Origin of the sequence: Microbacterium sp. ZW CA_36 (assembly GCF_044987475.1) — a bacterium.
In the GTDB taxonomy this organism is placed as follows: domain Bacteria; phylum Actinomycetota; class Actinomycetes; order Actinomycetales; family Microbacteriaceae; genus Microbacterium.
On record NZ_JBJDRL010000002.1, the window covers coordinates 128,061 to 145,417 of the forward strand.

Below are 17,357 nucleotides of genomic sequence, written 5' to 3' on the forward strand. Positions count from 1 at the left end.
GTACAGGGGCTCGGAGATTCGCCTAGGATCGATACTGACTACGTACTCAGTATTGGAGATCCAGTGGCCGTCCTACATTGCGCGTTCCGGTCCGAAGTCCTCGAACTCAGTTCTTCGCTCACAGCCATCGTCCCGGAGCGGGAGGCGGCTCGCGGCACTCTCTATCTGCTTCACGGGCTGAGTGACGATGACTCCATGTGGGTGCGCCAGACAAGCATCGAGCGTTACGCCGCAGCGCGCGGGCTCGCTGTTGTGATGCCGCAGGTGCACCGCTCGTACTACAGCGACGAGGTGCACGGTGGTGCGTACTGGAGCTTTCTCTCTGACGAGCTTCCTCGCGTCGTGGAGCGTGTCTTCAATGTCCCGTCCAGCCGCGACCGGTCCTTCGTGGCCGGCCTGTCCATGGGTGGCTATGGCGCGATGAAATGGGCGCTGAGGCATCCCGAGCGCTTTGCCGCAGCAGCAAGCCTGTCGGGCGCGCTTGGGCTTGCCGCACGCACTCGCCCGGGGCCAGGAAGCCTCGATGCAGGTCTCTGGGATCGCATCTTCGATAACCGGTCGATCGTTGGCGGTGCCGATGATGTCTTGGCACTGCTGCAGCCCGTCGCCGATATGCGGGACGCCCCGGCTTTGTATGTTTGCTGCGGGGTCGATGATCCGCTGTTCCACGAGAACGAGACGTTTGTGCGCGTGGCGGACGAGATGCAGATCCCGGTTCGGGTCGAGTTCGGACCAGGGGCACACACTTGGGATTACTGGGATCGCGAGATCGAGAAGGTCATTGCTTGGCTCCCAGTGCCGTGACAGATTCAGTCCCTTTGAGCTAGCGCCAGCTTCTGGTTAGCGGCCCACTGGGTCGCTGCCTGGGCCACGGGAGCCGTGGGGTTGAGCAACCAGGCTGTCTCCAGTCCATTGATGAAGGCGAGGATCTCGATCGCTTTGAGCCGCGGGTCGATTTCGCGGCGAATCGCACCGGCGTCCTGCGCCGAGCCCACGATTTGCGTCAGCTCGTCTACGGTTCGTTCATAGTGCGAGTGCAGTCGCGGCCGGAGAGCGCCGTCGTTGCCGATATTTTCGGCGATCAGCACCGAATGCATCCCGACCGCATCCGGCCGCGAGCTCCACTGATGGACTGCTGCCGCGATGGCGTCGAAGATCCCGAGCCCAATCCCGGCGTCGCGATACGCGGGACGCTCGAGTTCGTCCCGACGGTCGAGAGCCGCGTTGAGGAGCTCTTCCTTGGATGTGAAGTGGTACATCACCGCTGCTTGGGAGACGCCCGCCTCGGCAGCGATCTGCGCCAGGGTCGTTCCTCTCGATCCGTTCCGAGCAACCAATCGCATGGTCGCGTCCACCAGCCGCTCCCGGCTGGCACGGCCCTTGGCATACGTGCCGCCGGTCTTCGTGCGCGTAGTAGACATCGATCCTCCAAGAGTGGTGCGAACAGTTTACTGTTCAGTCAGTTTTGTGCGATACTGACTGGCGAGTCAGCTTTTGTGCGACTCCGGTTCAAGGGAGAGGCGACCATCAACAGCATCCATGCAGGCGGAAGGCATCGAGGACTTCGGGTCACCGCCGCAGCATCCCTTCTCGCAGTGCTCCTCGCCGGATGCGCTGCGCCGGGCGGAACCACTCCGGCCCAAACAGCGGTTCCGGTGAGCACCGAGCTCGGTTCTTCGCCTGTGACGATCACCGCGAGAGTGAATGAAGATCAATCGGCGCTTTGGGAAGCTCTCGCCGAGGGATTTGAATCGGAGAACCCCTCGGTGACGGTGGAGCTTGAGACGGAGGCGTTCGCTACGCTGCAGCAGAACGCCCCCCGGTACCTGGCGGCGCAGAACACACCGGATCTGCTTCGGCTCGCCGCTCCGGGTGACGCCGTCAAGAACAGTCTGCTGCTGAACCTGGACGAGTATTCGGAGGCTTACGGATGGGACGAGTTCCCCCAGTCCCAGCTCGAGCAGTGGACCATTGATGGTGACGGGCGAGTCCGGGGCGAGGGTTCGCTCTACGCGATGGGCGTCGGGTATGGGCTGGTCGGGGTCTACTACAACAAGGACAAGTTCGAGGCCCTCGGCATTGACGAACCTCCCGCCACCCTGGAGGAATTCGAATCGATGCTTGCACAAGCGTCCGCGGCCGGGATCACCCCGCTCATCGGCAACGTGAGCTACCTGTTCCAAGGGGTCGCACAGTCATTGGGCGCCGCGGAGACGATTTCGTCTTGGGTCTTCAATCAGCCTGGGGCGAGCATCGACACCGCGGACACGATCGACGCCGCGGCAAAGGTTCAGAGCTGGGTGGAGGCGGGCTACTTTCCACGTGACTTCGGCTCTGCGGACCCGAATCTCGACTTCGGTCGTTTCACCAGCGGCGAGAGCCTGTTCTTCCATAACGGGAGCTGGTTCGCCGCGGGACTGGACGCCACCGCGCCTGGGGCATTCGGCTTCTTCCTCCTCCCGCCGGCGGCGCTCGAGGACGGCTACCAAACGATGGCCGCCCCGAACGCGGTGGTGATTCCTGCGAACGCGAAACACCCCAACGAGGCAGCCGCCTTCCTCAACTGGGTGAACGGCGAGAGCGCCCGAGAGATACTTGCCAGCGTCGGCGGGCTCGTGGGTGGAGGGAGTGCCGACATGCCCGCGCCACCGACCGAGCCCGGAACGGTGTTCGCCGAAACGGTGGCGGCATTCGATGCCGTCACGGCGGACGACGGAATCGTTGATTTCCTCGCGAACGCGACCGCCGGGATGGCGAGCGGCACACTCGATCCTCAGGGTGACCTGCTCATCGCAGGCCAAGTCACACCAGAGGAATACGTCGCGAGACTTCAGGCTGACTACCTGGTCGCGGTCGAGCAATAAGTAGAGGAGCACGCTGTAGTGGCCGACCGAACGGCTGGGAAGACGTCAAGGCGTCTTCCCAGCATCCTCCTTGCCTATCTGTGGATCGCGCCCGCTGCGATCATGTACTGCATCTTCGCCGTCTACCCCCTGACGCAGACCATCCGCTACTCGTTCTACGACTGGGATGGCATCGGCCTCGCTTCGTGGGTCGGAATGGACAATTACCACAGCGTTCTCACCGATCAGCAGCTCTACGGATCGCTGGTGAACACGCTTACGCTCATCCTGTTCATCTGCGTCGTTCCCGTAGCCCTTGGGCTCATCGCCGCCTCGGCAGCACGCCTAGTCAGATCCGCGGGTTTCGCCGCGGCTGCCCGCGCTGTCTTGTTCCTCCCGCAGATCGTGCCTCTCGCGGCCGCGGCCGTTGCCTGGACCTGGATGTACGCCGACGCCGGCCCCATCAATCAGCTGCTCAGATCCGTGGGGCTCGGTGGCCTTACTCGACCGTGGCTGGGCGACTTCTCGACGGCGCTACCAGCCGTCGGACTCATCGGATCGTGGGTGATGATCGGATTCTGCACCGTGGTGCTGACAGCAGGCATAGGGCGCATCGACGCATCGCTCTATGAAGCGGCACGCCTCGACGGGGCGAATGCTCTCCAGGAGTTCTTTGCAGTGACGCTCCCGGGCTTGCGGCACGAGATCGTTGTGTGCGTCACTGTCACGCTGATCGCCGCCATCGCGAGCTTCGACCTGATCTACATGACCACCCAGGGTGGGCCGGGGTATTCAACCATGGTGCCAGGGGTCCAGGTCGTTCGTTTGGCCTTCACCGAGAACAGAGTCGGACTCGCCTCTGCCCTGGCCGTCGTCTTGCTCGTGATCATCCTCGCCATCGTTCTGCCCGTGCAACGGCTCAACCGCGACGGAAGTGTGCGATGAGAGATCGGGGGCAGCAACTGGGCGGGTCCATCACCCTCGTCCTGCTCATGGCGGTGACGCTGTTGCCGTTCGTCGCGATGCTGATCACCGCACTGCACGAACCAGGGCGCCCTCCGACCGGACTATCCCTTCCGACCACAGCTCACTGGGAGAATTTCACCGCAGCGTTCGAGGCCACCAACTTCCTCCAACTCGCAGCATCGAGCTCGCTCATCGTTCTAGGAGTTGTGCCGGCCGCCCTGCTGTTCTCTTCACTGGCAGGGTTTGCGCTGGGTTACCTTCGCCCAAAGGGGCGACGTGCCGTCTACGTGGCATTCCTGCTCGGCTTGACGATCCCTTTCGAGTCCGCGGTGATCCCGCTCTACTACCAGGCTGCAGAGCTGGGGACGCTGAACACGCAATGGGCCCTGATCCTGCCGCTGGTAGGCCTAGCGATGCCGTTCGGTGTGTTCTGGATGACCGGACACTTCCGGTCGGTCCCGCTCGAGTTGTCAGAAGCCGCGCGGATGGATGGCGCCTCGACGTTGCAGTTGTTTCGGCACATACACCTTCCACTCGCCGTGCCCGCGCTCGTGACGTTGGGCATCCTGCTGTTCCTGAACACGTGGAATCACTTCATCCTCGCCATCGTCCTCATCGATGACCCAGCGAAGCGAACCATGGCGGGCGCCTTGGGAGCGTTCCAGGGCCAGTACCAAACCGACATCGTGCTGCTCTGTGCCGCCGCCATCCTGCTCATGGCTCCAACTCTCATCGTCTTTCTGCTGCTTCAGCGTCACTTCGTGAAGGCGGTTCTCGCAGGCGCGATCAAAGGTTGACCGCAGGAACAGCCCCGAGGCACGAAGAGTCCACCGTTGGACGGATCACCCGATCGAACTCGGGAGAGCAGCGTTCGGCCCGTATGTGCCCTGGCGCCTGGGGAGTTGCGGGACGGAAGTAGGTTTCATCGCCGGTAGACATCGTGAACGAGTCATTCACTGCTCGTTTGCATGGACGTCGCTCGCCTCTCCTATCGTGACGGCGTCGCGGATCCGCCGTTGCGCGACATTCTGTCGATGCATTGGAGCAGTCATGAAGATCGTGCAGCTGTCGGACACGCACATCAGCCACCTCGGCGGGTCTCCCACCGATAACGCCGTGCGGATCGTCGAGTTCATCAACGCACTGGAGCCCGACTTCGTCGTGCACAGCGGGGACGTGACCATTCTCGACCTGGACGAGGACCGAGATCGCGTCGCCGCGCGTGAGGTACTCGCCGGAATCGCGGCGCCCCTGCGCGTGCTCCCCGGCAATCACGACGTGGGCGAACCGGGGGAGGAGCCGTTCGGGGACCGCCCGGTCACGAGTGAGCGCGTCGCCGCATTCCGTGGTCATTTCGGTGAGGATCGGTTCGTCGAGGAGGTCGGCGACTGGGTTGTGATCGGTGTGAACAGCGAGCTGTTCGACTCGGGGCTGCCCGAGGAGGATGAGCAGTGGGAATGGATCGAGGCTCTTCCTGGCCTCGCCGGGCCGCGCCCCGCCTTGTTCTTCACGCACAAGCCGGTGTGGGCGTTCACTCCAGAGCTGCAGGATCCGCGCCTGTCGGTGGGACCGGCGGCTCTGCCCCGACTCGAGACCGCCCTGGCGGCACTCGACGTCCGCGGCTATGGCAGCGGGCACCTGCACCACTATGCGCTCACGCACCGCGACGGAGTGCCCGTGGTCTCGGCTCCGTCGACCGCGTTCGTGCACCGCGGCGCCGCGAGCGCCGACGTCGTCGGTCCCGGGCTCATCCAGCTCGGCGTGGTCGAGTATGTGATCGACGAGAGAGGGGCGCTTCCTTTCTTCCGTGCGCCGCACGACCTCGTGGAGCCGGAGTTCCTGCAGGTCGAGCAGGCGCGCCTCGCCTTGGATGCGATGGGTGTCGTGCTCCCCGCGTGATCGCGGCGTGATAGACCCGACAGCATGCACGCGCACGTCTCCGAACCGCCGATCGGCGGAACCATCGACCACATCCTCTCCGTGTTGCCTTCGCTCATCCCGAGCGCCCAGCGCGTCGCCCGCATCTGCGCGGAGCGGCCCCAGGAAGTCGTCGACATGTCGGGCGCGGACCTCGCCGAGGCCGCCGGAACGTCGGCTGCGACGGTCAGCCGCACAAGTCAGGCGCTGGGCTTCCGCGGCTTCCAACACATGCGGATGCTGCTCATTCGCGATCTCGGTGCGGCCGCGCAGGACGAGGAAGCGCGCCCCCAGGGCACCGAGGGCTGGCTGCATACGCTCGCAGACGGTGCGGCCGGCCTCATCCGCAGCTCGCTGGCCTCGGTCGATCCTGGTGTCTTCGACGCGGCTGCGGACGCCATCGCGCGTGCGCCGCGTGTGCTCGTGGTCGGCACCGGCGGATCGCATCCGGCAGCTCAGGCCGTGGCCGTGAACTTCATCATGAACGGGCGCTCGTGCGAGGCTCCCAGCGACGGAGTCGTGCAGCAGCTGACTGCGAGCGTGCTCGCGCCAGGAGACGTGTGCCTCGTGGTGAGCTCGAGCGGCGCGAACTCGGTCACCCTCGCGTCGGCCGCGGCGGCAGCGGATGCGGGCGCCACCGTGATCGGTGTGACGGGCTTCGCTCGCGCACCGATCGCCGAGCATGCAGACCTGCTGCTCGTCGGCGGCGCTCGGTTCCAGGCCTGGGATCGGGGCACACTCGGCAGCGGCCTCGTCCAACTCCTGCTGCTGACGGCGCTCCAGATCGCGGTGGCTGAGCGGATGACGGATGCCGCGGAGCACGCGAGGGCGGCCGTGCGCGACGAAGTGCTCGGCATCGTCGCCGAGGAGATGCCGGCGGAGCCGGCAGAACCCGAGGGCGAGCCGGACGTCGCCATCGATGTTCGCGACGGCACCGCCGACCGTTGACGCCGGGTTTGCCTGCAATTCACTTTCACATCTTTGAATCGCCAGGCAAGCGAATTTCGCGGGAGGGTCCCGCACAGTAAGTCGCTTGCAGAAAGCGACTCATGGGCACGATCCAGCTTTCAGGCATCGGGCGCAGCTTCAAGAGCACCGCTGCCGTCCGCGACATCGACCTGACGATCTCGGACGGCGAGTTCGTCGTCCTGCTCGGACCGTCCGGCTGCGGAAAGACCACGCTGCTGCGGATGATCGCCGGCCTGCTCGAACCCACCACGGGCCGCATCCTGCTCGACGGCGCCGACATCACCGAGCTGCCGTCGAAGAAGCGCGACCTCGCCATGGTCTTCCAGAGCTATGCGCTCTACCCGCACCTGAGTGTGCGCAAGAACCTGGCCTTTCCGTTGAAGGTCCAGCGGCTGGGCAAAGAGGAGATCCAGCGCCGGGTGCAGGACGTCGCCGACTCCCTCGAGATCGGTCACCTGCTCGACCGCAAGCCGAAGGAACTCTCCGGCGGCCAGCGCCAGCGCGTCGCCGTCGGGCGCGCGCTGGTACGCAACCCTAAGGCGTTCCTCATGGACGAGCCGCTGTCGAACCTCGACGCGAAACTGCGCACGCAGACACGCCACGAGCTGACAGCGCTGCACCGCAGCCTGAGCGCGACCTTCGTCTACGTCACTCACGATCAGGTCGAGGCGATGACGATGGCGACCAAGATCGTCGTGCTCAACGCCGGCGCGATCGAGCAGTACGGCACACCCGAAGAGGTCTACGATCGCCCCGAATCCGTGTTCGTCGCCGGCTTCCTCGGCAGCCCCGCGATGAACCTGCTCGACGCGCACGTCCTCGGCCGCCAGGGCACCGTGTCCCTGTCGGGCAACGGCCTGGCGGGCGACCTGTGGCTGGGCAGCACCGACGACCGGGACGTCGTCGTCGGCATCCGCCCCGAGCACCTCGAGATCGCCGACCTCTCAGACGCACGTGACGGGATCCTGCTCGACGGCACCGTCGGAATCGTCGAGAACCTCGGCGGCGAGCAGATCCTCACCCTCTCGACAGGTCACTCCCGCATCCACATGCGGACCACCCGCGACGTGCACGTCGCCGTAGGCGAACAGCTCACTCTGCGAGCAGACCCCTCGCACATCCACCTCTTCGACCGCGCCACCGGCCGCCGCCTCGAGTGGGTCGCCGAGGTCGACCCCACCGACCTCATCGCATCCGCGGCCGGCGAGAGCGCGGCGACGACAGTCGACCCCGAGCCCACGGCATCCTCCGCGCGCGTTGCTGAACCCATCCTCACTGCCTGATACCCCGTCCCTTCCCACCCGAAAACAGGAGAACCACGACATGAACACCCGAACCCGCCGCGTCGGGCTCGCCTCGCTCGCCGTGCTCGGCGTCGCCGCGCTCAGCGGCTGTGCCGGAGCCGCCGCGACCGGCGCCGCCCCGGCTGCCGGCCTCACTGACCTCCCCGACGACCAGAACGTCGAGATCGTCTTCGAGTCCTACAACCTCGGCAACGCCGGCATCTGGTCCGACACGATCAACACGTTGCTGGATGAGTTCATGACCGAGCACCCGAACATCACGGTCGTCGGCCAGCCGAGCGACTCGGCGAGCGGCACCGCGGCGAGCGTGCAGAAGCAGGTGCTCGCCGGCGATCCGCCCGACGTCGCGCAGCTCACGTTCAACGAGCTCGACTTCGCCGCCACCACCCTCGGCGCCCAGGATCTCACCGCCCTGGTCGGCGAGGAGGGGCTGGAGGAGCAGTTCGGCGGCGAGTACCCGTACCACGAGCGTGCGCGGGTGCTGGCGGACTGGGACGGCGAGACCTACGGCCTGCCCTATGTCTTCTCGACGCCGATCCTGTGGATCAACGAGGCGCAGTTCACGGCGGCAGGGCTCGACCCCGCGACGGTCGACCTGTCGACATGGGATGCGGTGGCCGCGGCCGCCGAGCAGATCACGACCTCGACCGGCGCGCCGTCGCTGAGCGTGACCTGCGTCGTGACCGGCGGCAGCTGGTGCATGCAGGGTCTGTTCCGCTCCAACGACGCGCAGGTGCTGAGCGATGACCGTGCCACGATCGGGTTCGGCTCGGACGCCGCCGTGGATACGGTGCAGGTGTTCCGCGACATGTTCGACGACGGCATCCTTACGAACGAGGACTCCACGTCGCAATATGAGGCGTTCGCGCAGGGCAAGACGGCGATCCACGTCAACACGTCGGCGCTGCAGGGCGCGTTCATGCAGGGCTCGCAGGCGGGCGGCTGGACGCTCGACGCCCGCCCGCTGCCCGCCTTCGACGACCAGCCGGTCGTGCCGACCAACTCCGGCTCGTTCCTCGCCATGTTCGCGAGCGACCCCGCCAAGCAGGCGGCCGCCTGGGAGCTGATGCAGTGGATGACCAGCCCGCGCGCCTATGAGCTCATCTCGACCGAGATCGGCTACCTGCCGTTGCGCACCGCGCTCACCGAGGAGGGGGGACCGCTGCATGAGTGGGTGGAGCAGAACCCGCTGGTCAAGCCCAACCTCGCTCAGCTCGACGACCTCGAGCCGTGGGTCTCGTACCCCGGTGACAGCTACGCGCAGGTCGATCAGGTGCTGGCGACCGCTATCGAGGAGTCGATCTTCTACGGCGCCGACGCGCAGACGCGATGACGGATGCCGCGGACCGCGCCCAGGAGCTGATCAAATGAGCACCACCGACGAGACCCTCGCCGAAGCGCCGGTGCGGCTGCACGCCGTGCCGGGCGTGTACAACCTGCGCGACACCGGCGGCTACCGCGCCGCCACCGGGACGACCCGCTGGGGCAAGCTCTTCCGCTCGGACGCACTGCACCGGATCGACGCTGCCGGGCGGGCCCGGCTCGGCGAGCTCGGCATTGCGCACATCGTCGATCTGCGAGGCACCGACGAACGACGGACGGCGCCGAGCCTGCTCGACGGGCTCGACGCGCGGGTGCATCACCTGCCGGTATTCGACGACGCGGCTCCGTCGGTGCAGGCGGGCGTCTCTATCGGGCTCGCGCCGATCTACGACCACATGGTCGATGAACGCGGCGCGCACCTCGCGGCCGCCATCCGGGTGATCGCGGATGCCGCCGACGATGAGGCAGTGCTCGTCCACTGCACGGCGGGCAAGGACCGCACGGGGCTCGTGGTGGCATTCGCGCTGCGCGCCGCTGGGGTCGACCGCGACGAGGTCGTGGCCGACTACGCCCAGACGTCGAACAACCTGCGCGGGGAATGGGCCGACGCCATGCTGCGGACCTTCGAGGGTAGAGGGCACGACCTCACACCCGAGATCGTCGAGCTCGTGACCGCGAGCCCGGCCCCGATCATGACAGCCCTGCTGGACCGCATCGAGCGCGAGCACGGTTCAACGGCTTCCTACCTCCGGGCGCAGGGCCTGACCGACGCCGAACTCGAGCGCCTCACCCGCGCACTCATCGACTGACACACCACCCAGAACGGAGAAACCCATGACCGGAATCCAGGCGCAGCATCCCGCGCCCGAGCACTTCATCCTCCACGTGTCCGACACGCACTTCGTCGGCACCGGCGACCTGCTGCACGAGCGCATCGACTCCGACAAGAACCTCGCTGAGCTGTTCGATGGCTTCGCGAAGTCCAACGCACGCCCCGAGGCGATCGTGTTCACCGGCGACCTCGCCGACACCGGGCGAGCAGACGCATACGAGCGGCTGCGCGCGCTCGTCGAGCCCGCAGCTGAGAAGCTCGGAGCGCAGGTGATCTGGGTGATGGGCAACCACGACGAGCGGGTCGCGTTCCGGCGCGGGCTGCTGGACGAAGACGGAGAGCAGTCCGAGCCCGTCGACCGGGTGTTCGACATCAACGGGCTGCGGATCATCGCGCTGGACTCCACGGTGCCGGGCCAGCACTACGGCGAGATCTCGGACGAGCAGCTGGAGTGGCTGCGCCGCGAGCTCGAGGTGCCCGCACCCGACGGCACGCTCATCGCTCTGCACCACCCGCCCGTCCCGAGCCCGCTGGGACTCCTGGCGCTCGTCGAGCTGAAGGATCAGGACAAGTTCGCCGAGGCCATCGCGGGGACCGACGTCCGCGGCATCCTCGGCGGTCACCTCCACTACTCGACCCACAGCACGTTCGCCGGCGTGCCCGTGTCGGTGGCCTCCGCCACCTGCTACACGCAGGACCTCAACGTCGTGTACCCGGGCGCCCGGGGTCAGGACGGCGCCCAGTCGTACAACCTCGTGCACGTCTACGGGGACCGGGTGCTGCACTCGGTGGTGCCGATCGGGCAGTTCCCGACCGTGTACGAGATGACGCCCGAGATGCTGGAGTCATACATGAAGCTCAGCGCGGAAGAGCAGCTCGCGGTCGTCAACGCGTCTGTGCAGGAGTAGGGCCCTTCCGTCATGTTCGTCACCGTCGCCGCTCCCTCGGGAGCCGTCGCCGGCACCGCGGATCCGACGCCTCGCCGGCGTCGGATCCGCCCCGCCCGGCTCGTGCCCTACCTGTACGTCCTGCCCGGGATCGCGTTCCTGCTGCTCTGGACGTACAGCCCGCTGGTGCAGACCTTCGGGCTGTCGTTCTACGACTGGAACCTCCTGCCGACCAGCCCGAAGACCTTCGTCGGCCTGGACAACTACATCGAGGTCGCGCAGCTGCCCGAGCTGCACACCGCGATCGTCAACACCGTGGTCTACGTCGCGGCGTTCCTGGTCTTCTCTCTGGTGCTGCCGATCGCCATCGCGATGCTCGCGCGGCAGGTGCACGGACGGCTGCGCACCTTCTACCAGGCGCTGATCTTCGTGCCCTTCCTCGTGACACCGGTCGCCACGAGCGCGGTGTGGCGCTGGCTGTTCACGGAACAGGGCGCCATCGCCACGATCCTCGCCGGTGCCGGCATCGACATGCCGAACGTCTTCCGCGACGCAGATCTCGCCATCTGGGCAGTCATCGTGATCGTCGGCTGGCAGATGCTCGGCTTCGGCGTCCTCGTGGTCGCGGCGGGCTTCGCCGGCATCAGCCCCGAGTACGGTCAGGCCGCCTCGCTCGACGGCGCCGGAACGGGATCCATCACGCGCCGCATCACGCTACCGCTGCTGTCGCCGACCATCGTCTTCCTCGCGCTCATGACGATCCTGCTGGCGGCGCAGTGGACCTACCCGATCATCGACCTGCTCACACAGGGCGGACCCACCAACTCGACGACCAATATCTATTACCTGCTCTACCAGTTCGGCTTCCAGAACTTCGACACCGGCATCTCGTCGGCGGCGGGGGTCATCTTCTTCCTCGGCTTCGGCGTCATCGCGCTCGTGTTCCTCGAGCTGCAGGACCGACTGAGCTTCTACGACAACTGAGAGAACCACGACATGGCATTCGTCGCCGTCGCCGCACCGGTCGCCGTCACCGGTCGCGCCAACACCCTGCAATCCAAGGTAGAAGACCTCGCCGTCGGTTCGCGCAGCCGCGCCGGCGTCATCGTGGGCCACGTGATCCTCATCGCCCTCGCCCTGTTCAGCGTGTTCCCTGTCTACTGGATGTTCGCCACCGCCCTGCGAGCGCCGGGCGACGCGCTTGACCAGACACTACTGCCGTGGCCCCTGAGCTTCGAGAACTTCGCCTACGTGTGGAACACCGTCCCGATCGGCAGCATGCTGATCAACACCTTCGTGATGTCGCTCATCCTCGCGGCAGTGCAGCTGTTCATCGCGATCCTCGCCGCCTACGGCTTCGCCGTGTGGGACTTCGTCGGCAGCAAGTTCCTGATGTTCCTGTTCATCGGCTCATGGCTGGTGCCGTTCCAGGTCACGATGATCCCGAACTACCTCCTCGTCTCCCAGATGGGACTGCTCGGAACCGTCGGCGGCGTCATCGTGCCGCAGCTCGCCGGAGCATTCGCCGTGCTCCTCATGGTCCAGCACATGCGCGCCTTCCCGCGCGAGCTGCTCGAGGCCGCCCAGCTCGACGGCCGTTCGAGCTGGTCCACGCTGTGGACCGTGGTCGTGCCCAACATGAAGCCGGCGCTCGCCGCTCTCGGCATCATGGGGTTCATCTCGGCGTGGAACGAGTACCTGTGGCCGGCGCTCATCATGCGGCAGGGCGATGCGTTGATCCAGGTCGGTGTCCGCAGCTTCCTCTCCGCCGAGGGCAACAACTGGGGTGCGACCATGGCCGCCGCCGGACTCGCGTGCGTTCCCGTGCTCCTGATCTACATCTTCCTGCAGCGCTACGTCGTCGACGCCTTCGTGCGCTCCGGCCTGAAGTAGACCGTCAGGGAGCGGACGTTCTCCCGTATGGGCGCTCGGCGTTGCGAGTCGAGCGCGAGCGCCGCGACGGCCGCACCGACGAATACTCGCCAGTCGACGCAGCCAGCCGCCGACAGGCACCACCCCGGGGGCCGGCCGAAGAGGATCCGTCTGCGAGCATCAGCACGGTGAGGGGCGCCTGTCGCGCATGTGGCAGACGGCGACTGGGATGCGGAGTGCTCTGACGAGGCGAAGTCCTGCACGATCCATTGCCGGAAGCTCCGCATCCGGCGCTCGAACTGGTCGCCGTGCGGGGCGGTCAGCCTTGGCTGGCGCGGACGAATCCGGTTCTGAAGGCGACGGACACGGCTTGTGCTCTGTCGGTGATGCCGAGCTTGAGGAAGATTCGATGGACGTGTGTCTTCACCGTGGCTTCGCTCAGGAACATGTCAGTCGCGATCTGTGAATTCGATCGTCCGTTCGCCATCGCCGCGAGAACTTCCCGCTCTCGACGGGTCAGCTGGTCGATCTCGGCGGAGGTCGGGAGCGAAGGCTCGGCACGTGATGCGAGCTCGTTCAGCAAAGATCGCGTCACCGTAGGGTCGAGCCACCCATCGCCCTTCGCGAGCGACCTCACCGCCTCCGGCAGAACCGCGGGGGCGGCGCTCTTGAGCAGGAACCCCGCGGCGCCGGCGCGGACGGCATCGCGTACAGCGGTGTCGTCGCTGAACGTCGTGAGGATCAGGATGCCCGGCGGCCCGCCATGTTCGTCCCGGTAGTCGGGGGAGGTGAGGATCCTGGTCGCCGCGACGCCGTCCACACGCGGCATTCGCACGTCCATGACGACGACGTCGGGTTGCAACTCTGCGACCAACGTCACGCCGGCCTGCCCGTCGGATGCCTCGCCGATGACCTCGATGCCGTCCTCGGCGTCGAGAAGCATGCGCAATCCGGCTCTGATGAGCGCTTCGTCATCGACGAGCACGACCCGCACGGGACGTCCCGTGTCGGCGTCCTCAGGCTCGGTCGACATGTGCTCAGTGTCCCGCGGACGAATGGTGTTGCGCCATGCCCCTGCTTGAGCGATGGATCCGGCATCAACCCTGGGATCGACCTGTGGGATCGACGCGCAGGTGGATGCGCGGGCCGGGTGGGCGCGGGAAGCTTGCATCATCCGGAAGGGAGGTGTCATGGGAGACGCGTACCGACCGTCGATCTCGCGTCGACGCCGACTTCGTCTGGCGTGGCCCGTGCGGTTCGATGTGCTGGTCGTCGGCTGTCTCGTTGCGTTCGACCTCGTCGTGCTCTTCACGATCGACGCGCACCGGAGCGGCGAGTGGCTCCTGCTGCTCGCTATCGTGGTCATCACCAGCCCGCTCCTATGGAGATCTCAAGCACCGGTACTCGCTCTCGCCGGCGTGATCGCTCTGCAGTGGGCGCTCCTGGCACCCATCGGCGGCCTCACCGTCGGCGGAGGACTGCTCTGCATGCTCACCGTCGCGGTCGGCCTCGGCGCGGTCGCGGCTCGTCGTCATGTCTGGATCTCGCTGATCTGCCTGTGCGTAACGTACGCCCACACGACCCTCGTGTTCGTCGTCGCCTTTCCCGCGTCGAGCGCGGCTTGGAATTCCTTCGCCACCGCAGTCGTGTGTGCAGTCTCATGGGGGCTGGGCGCTTTCGCGCATGTGATTCGGACGCGGCTCGGACAGCTTCAGATTGATCAGGAGCGCGCAGCCGCGGCGGTGCTCGCCGAACGATCCCGAATCGCCTCGGAGCTCAGTACCATCGTCCGTGGCGCGGTGGCCGCCATGGTGGCCGAAGCGTCGGTCGCGCGCGTCACGATCGCGGACAATCGAGGCCGCGCGGTCGCTGCGTTCGCAGCGGTCGAGCGGACCGGGGTCGAAGCCATGCATGAGCTCCGGCGCCTGCTGCATCTGCTCCACGACGACCCGCAACTCGCCGTCGAGGAGCGAACCGAGCACGCCGACGACCCAGTCAGAGGGCGGTTTCGAGATCGCTTGACGATGGTCAGCGACCGCGATGCTCTCGTCACGATCAGCGCCATCGCGGGAACGATGTTTCTGGCATCGCTTTCATACGAGGGTGGGATGCGGCTGCTGGCGAGCCTCTTCCTCGGTCTGACGCTGTGCGTCCTGTTGTGGCGTCATCAGTTCCCCGTGGTGGTCTTCGGATCAGTCATCGCCGCGACGGCGCTCGCGGTCGTCCTCTTCCACGGCGGCGACTTCGTGTTCGACAATCAGACCCCGATCATTCCGGTCCTGGTCGCCCTAGCCGCCGTCGCCAGCGCGACATCCCTGTGGATCTCCATCCCGACTTCGCTGATCGCCTGGGCGTACCTCTCCATCACAGCTTTCGAATACCCAGAGGTGATGGCATCGAACCTCATCGGCAGCGCGGCCATCGTCATCGCTGTATGGCTGGCGGGCGTGGTCACTGGACGAAGGCGGCGGCAGATCGATCGATTGGAGACCGCCGGCGGCGCCGCCCGTCACGCGGTTCAACAGGAACGAGCGCGGCTTGCCTACGAGCTCCATGACGTGATCGGCCACTCGATCACGGTCATGGTGCTGCAGGCTGCTGGAGCACGACGAATCATCGAGCAGAGCCCGGAGCGCGCGGCGGCGGCGATCGCGCCCATCGAAGAGTCGGGCGCAGAGGCCATGCGCGAACTCGATCAGCTCGTCGTCATGCTTGGAGAGGATGACGCGACCATCAGTCCCGACATAGCGGCGGATACTGCGCGCATCGGCGAACTGGACAGACTCGTCGAGCGAACACGTCGCACCGTCAAAGACATCCACCTCGAGGTGATCGGCGCGCCCAAGCGCCTCGAGCCGAGCGTGGATATCGCGGCCTACTGCGTCGCACGCGAGGCGCTCACCAACGCCGTCAAGCATTCCGGGATGGATGCGCATATCGTCGTCACGGTTTCGTGGATGCCACAGCTCGTGCGGGTTGAGATCGCCAGCGACCCCGGACCGGCGTTCATCGTGCCGACCCCGGAGCTGTCGGGAGGCTACGGCCTGCTGGGCCTTCGCGAGCGGGTGGATCTGGCAGGAGGCGAACTGCGCTGGTCTTCGAACGGCGAGACGTTCACGGTCGACGCGCGGCTGCCTGTTGCCGAGCCATCCGCACCTGCTGTGCACACGGCCTGAACCGTAGGCGGCTGGCCTTGCGAGGCTCGAACGGCGACGGACTTACCGTGTGTTCGAGGGGTTCGGCCATCCGTTCAGCGAGGTGCCGACACGGGCAGAAGACCGCGCGCGCTGCCCGCAACAGGCCGGAGTCCGACCCCCCGCACGCATCGCAGCGAATGGCTTCCGAACGCCGCCCCCGGTCCACAGACCACGCCGGCCCTCTCAGGCACAACGACTTCGCCCTCGATCGCCGATGACGCGGAGGCGGTCGAGGAGGGGGCCGGCGCTGCGCCGATGCCGACGGCGGTCAGCACAGTGATCGCCGCGACAGCCGAGAGTCGTCGCAGGCGGCTCGACTCTCGTCGTTCACGAATGCGGGGCGATCGCTGTGTGCGCATGGCGTCCTCCCGGATGGCTGACTTGAGCCTGCTCTGGCGAGGCACCCCGCACATCGACCCGGGGTGTGCATTCGCCTGTACACCCACGGGTGCACCCGATGTGGGATCCGCTCGCGGCAGTCCACCCCCGGATCGACGCCGAAGTGACGCCCCCAGGGCGACGCGGCTCCCGCTTAGTGACCGGCACTCTGAATCCACTCGAAGAAAGGATCACGACATGGACAGCACAACGTCCGCCCGCGGAACGCACCTATTGCGTCTGATGTCAGGCGCCGGCGCTCTCTTCGGCGGAGTCGGGCTCGCGTGCACGGCAATCATCCACTCCGGTCAAGCCATCGGCTGTGTGGGACCCGAGGAGTGCGCAAGTCGCCCGATGCGGACCATGACACCGTTGATCGCGGTGATGGGCACCGCGGCCCTCGTCCTGCTGGTCCTCGGCGTCGCGGGGCTGGCGCTCCTGATGATTCGCGCAGGTCTCAAGCCGACTACGGCGGGGGCGGGACTCATCCTGCTCGGGATGGGCGTCGGACTGCTGCTGACGGGGGGCATCATCCAAACGGCGCTCGGCGACTTCCCGTGGATGCCGCTGTTTGTCGGGCCGGGAGTCATCGCCGTGCTGGCGGGGATCGCGGTCGTCGCGTGGTGCAGTGCCGCAGTCGGACTGCTGCCTCTGTGGATGGCGATCCTCGTCGGCGTGAGCGCAGCGGGGGCGCTCGCATCGAACGAGCAGAACACGACGATCCTCTTCGTCGTACCGTTCGCGATCGCTCTGGCGCTCATGGGCGGATACCTGTGCGTGTCGGCACTCCCTTCCCCGCACTCGCGGGCATACGAGTCACGGGCGAGCACTAGCTGACTGAAGTCTCGTCGCTGGAGGAAGACCGGAGA

General features: G+C 66.4%; 16 protein-coding genes. 14 read left to right on the forward strand and 2 right to left on the reverse strand.

Annotation, left to right across the window (positions count from 1 at the left end; all coding sequences use genetic code 11):
• Positions 1–63 precede the first annotated feature (63 nt).
• Complete coding sequence (locus ACI3KX_RS02045; RefSeq protein WP_404907410.1) at positions 64–804, forward strand: alpha/beta hydrolase; 741 nt, start codon at positions 64–66, stop codon at positions 802–804.
• Between the two features lie 5 nt (positions 805–809).
• On the opposite strand, the gene ACI3KX_RS02050 is transcribed toward ACI3KX_RS02045, so the two are convergent.
• Positions 810–1,421, reverse strand: coding sequence for a TetR/AcrR family transcriptional regulator (locus ACI3KX_RS02050; RefSeq protein WP_404907412.1), 612 nt, complete (start codon positions 1,419–1,421; stop codon positions 810–812).
• A 234-nt stretch (positions 1,422–1,655) separates the two neighbouring features.
• Between ACI3KX_RS02050 and ACI3KX_RS02055 the strand changes: the two genes are divergently transcribed.
• The 11 genes from ACI3KX_RS02055 to ACI3KX_RS02105 all read left to right on the forward strand — a co-directional run bounded on the left by ACI3KX_RS02055 (position 1,656) and on the right by ACI3KX_RS02105 (position 12,934).
• Positions 1,656–2,864 (forward strand): ABC transporter substrate-binding protein, encoded by a 1,209-nt coding sequence (locus ACI3KX_RS02055; RefSeq protein WP_404907413.1) that lies wholly within the window; start codon positions 1,656–1,658, stop codon positions 2,862–2,864.
• Between the two features lie 18 nt (positions 2,865–2,882).
• Positions 2,883–3,788, forward strand: coding sequence for a carbohydrate ABC transporter permease (locus ACI3KX_RS02060; protein ID WP_404907415.1), 906 nt, complete (start codon positions 2,883–2,885; stop codon positions 3,786–3,788).
• A gap of 47 nt (positions 3,789–3,835) precedes the next feature.
• Positions 3,836–4,606 (forward strand): carbohydrate ABC transporter permease, encoded by a 771-nt coding sequence (locus ACI3KX_RS02065; RefSeq protein ID WP_404907417.1) that lies wholly within the window; start codon positions 3,836–3,838, stop codon positions 4,604–4,606.
• A 253-nt stretch (positions 4,607–4,859) separates the two neighbouring features.
• Complete coding sequence (locus ACI3KX_RS02070) at positions 4,860–5,708, forward strand: metallophosphoesterase family protein (RefSeq protein ID WP_404907418.1); 849 nt, start codon at positions 4,860–4,862, stop codon at positions 5,706–5,708.
• A gap of 24 nt (positions 5,709–5,732) precedes the next feature.
• Positions 5,733–6,674 (forward strand): MurR/RpiR family transcriptional regulator, encoded by a 942-nt coding sequence (locus ACI3KX_RS02075; protein WP_404907420.1) that lies wholly within the window; start codon positions 5,733–5,735, stop codon positions 6,672–6,674.
• Between the two features lie 101 nt (positions 6,675–6,775).
• Entirely contained in the window at positions 6,776–7,978 is a 1,203-nt protein-coding gene (locus ACI3KX_RS02080) for an ABC transporter ATP-binding protein (RefSeq protein WP_404907422.1), read from the forward strand.
• 40 nt (positions 7,979–8,018) lie between these two features.
• Entirely contained in the window at positions 8,019–9,332 is a 1,314-nt protein-coding gene (locus ACI3KX_RS02085) for an extracellular solute-binding protein (RefSeq protein ID WP_404907424.1), read from the forward strand.
• Positions 9,333–9,366: 34 nt separating this feature from the next.
• Entirely contained in the window at positions 9,367–10,131 is a 765-nt protein-coding gene (locus ACI3KX_RS02090; protein WP_404907425.1) for a tyrosine-protein phosphatase, read from the forward strand.
• Positions 10,132–10,156: 25 nt separating this feature from the next.
• Positions 10,157–11,062, forward strand: a complete 906-nt coding sequence (locus ACI3KX_RS02095) for a phosphodiesterase (RefSeq protein ID WP_404907427.1) — start codon at positions 10,157–10,159, stop codon at positions 11,060–11,062.
• Positions 11,063–11,074: 12 nt separating this feature from the next.
• Positions 11,075–12,025, forward strand: coding sequence for a carbohydrate ABC transporter permease (locus ACI3KX_RS02100; protein WP_404907429.1), 951 nt, complete (start codon positions 11,075–11,077; stop codon positions 12,023–12,025).
• A 12-nt stretch (positions 12,026–12,037) separates the two neighbouring features.
• Positions 12,038–12,934, forward strand: a complete 897-nt coding sequence (locus ACI3KX_RS02105) for a carbohydrate ABC transporter permease (RefSeq protein ID WP_404907431.1) — start codon at positions 12,038–12,040, stop codon at positions 12,932–12,934.
• 298 nt (positions 12,935–13,232) lie between these two features.
• On the opposite strand, the gene ACI3KX_RS02110 is transcribed toward ACI3KX_RS02105, so the two are convergent.
• The gene (locus tag ACI3KX_RS02110; protein WP_404907433.1) at positions 13,233–13,946 is read right to left on the reverse strand and encodes a response regulator; all 714 of its coding nucleotides are present in this window, start codon (positions 13,944–13,946) and stop codon (positions 13,233–13,235) included.
• A gap of 157 nt (positions 13,947–14,103) precedes the next feature.
• Here ACI3KX_RS02110 and ACI3KX_RS02115 point away from each other — a divergent pair, with 157 nt between their 5' ends.
• Positions 14,104–16,089 (forward strand): histidine kinase, encoded by a 1,986-nt coding sequence (locus tag ACI3KX_RS02115; protein ID WP_404907434.1) that lies wholly within the window; start codon positions 14,104–14,106, stop codon positions 16,087–16,089.
• A 762-nt stretch (positions 16,090–16,851) separates the two neighbouring features.
• Positions 16,852–17,325, forward strand: coding sequence for a hypothetical protein (locus ACI3KX_RS02120; RefSeq protein ID WP_404907436.1), 474 nt, complete (start codon positions 16,852–16,854; stop codon positions 17,323–17,325).
• Positions 17,326–17,357 lie beyond the last annotated feature (32 nt).

Coding starts and splice junctions, on each gene's coding strand:
- ACI3KX_RS02090 (WP_404907425.1), top strand. CDS start 9,367: ATGAGCACCACCGACGAGACCCTCGCCGAAGCGCCGGTGCGGCTGCAC.
- ACI3KX_RS02070 (WP_404907418.1), top strand. CDS start 4,860: ATGAAGATCGTGCAGCTGTCGGACACGCACATCAGCCACCTCGGCGGG.
- ACI3KX_RS02110 (WP_404907433.1), bottom strand. CDS start 13,946: ATGTCGACCGAGCCTGAGGACGCCGACACGGGACGTCCCGTGCGGGTC.
- ACI3KX_RS02075 (WP_404907420.1), top strand. CDS start 5,733: ATGCACGCGCACGTCTCCGAACCGCCGATCGGCGGAACCATCGACCAC.
- ACI3KX_RS02065 (WP_404907417.1), top strand. CDS start 3,836: ATGGCGGTGACGCTGTTGCCGTTCGTCGCGATGCTGATCACCGCACTG.
- ACI3KX_RS02120 (WP_404907436.1), top strand. CDS start 16,852: ATGACACCGTTGATCGCGGTGATGGGCACCGCGGCCCTCGTCCTGCTG.
- ACI3KX_RS02100 (WP_404907429.1), top strand. CDS start 11,075: ATGTTCGTCACCGTCGCCGCTCCCTCGGGAGCCGTCGCCGGCACCGCG.
- ACI3KX_RS02085 (WP_404907424.1), top strand. CDS start 8,019: ATGAACACCCGAACCCGCCGCGTCGGGCTCGCCTCGCTCGCCGTGCTC.
- ACI3KX_RS02095 (WP_404907427.1), top strand. CDS start 10,157: ATGACCGGAATCCAGGCGCAGCATCCCGCGCCCGAGCACTTCATCCTC.
- ACI3KX_RS02115 (WP_404907434.1), top strand. CDS start 14,104: ATGGGAGACGCGTACCGACCGTCGATCTCGCGTCGACGCCGACTTCGT.
- ACI3KX_RS02080 (WP_404907422.1), top strand. CDS start 6,776: ATGGGCACGATCCAGCTTTCAGGCATCGGGCGCAGCTTCAAGAGCACC.
- ACI3KX_RS02105 (WP_404907431.1), top strand. CDS start 12,038: ATGGCATTCGTCGCCGTCGCCGCACCGGTCGCCGTCACCGGTCGCGCC.
- ACI3KX_RS02050 (WP_404907412.1), bottom strand. CDS start 1,421: ATGTCTACTACGCGCACGAAGACCGGCGGCACGTATGCCAAGGGCCGT.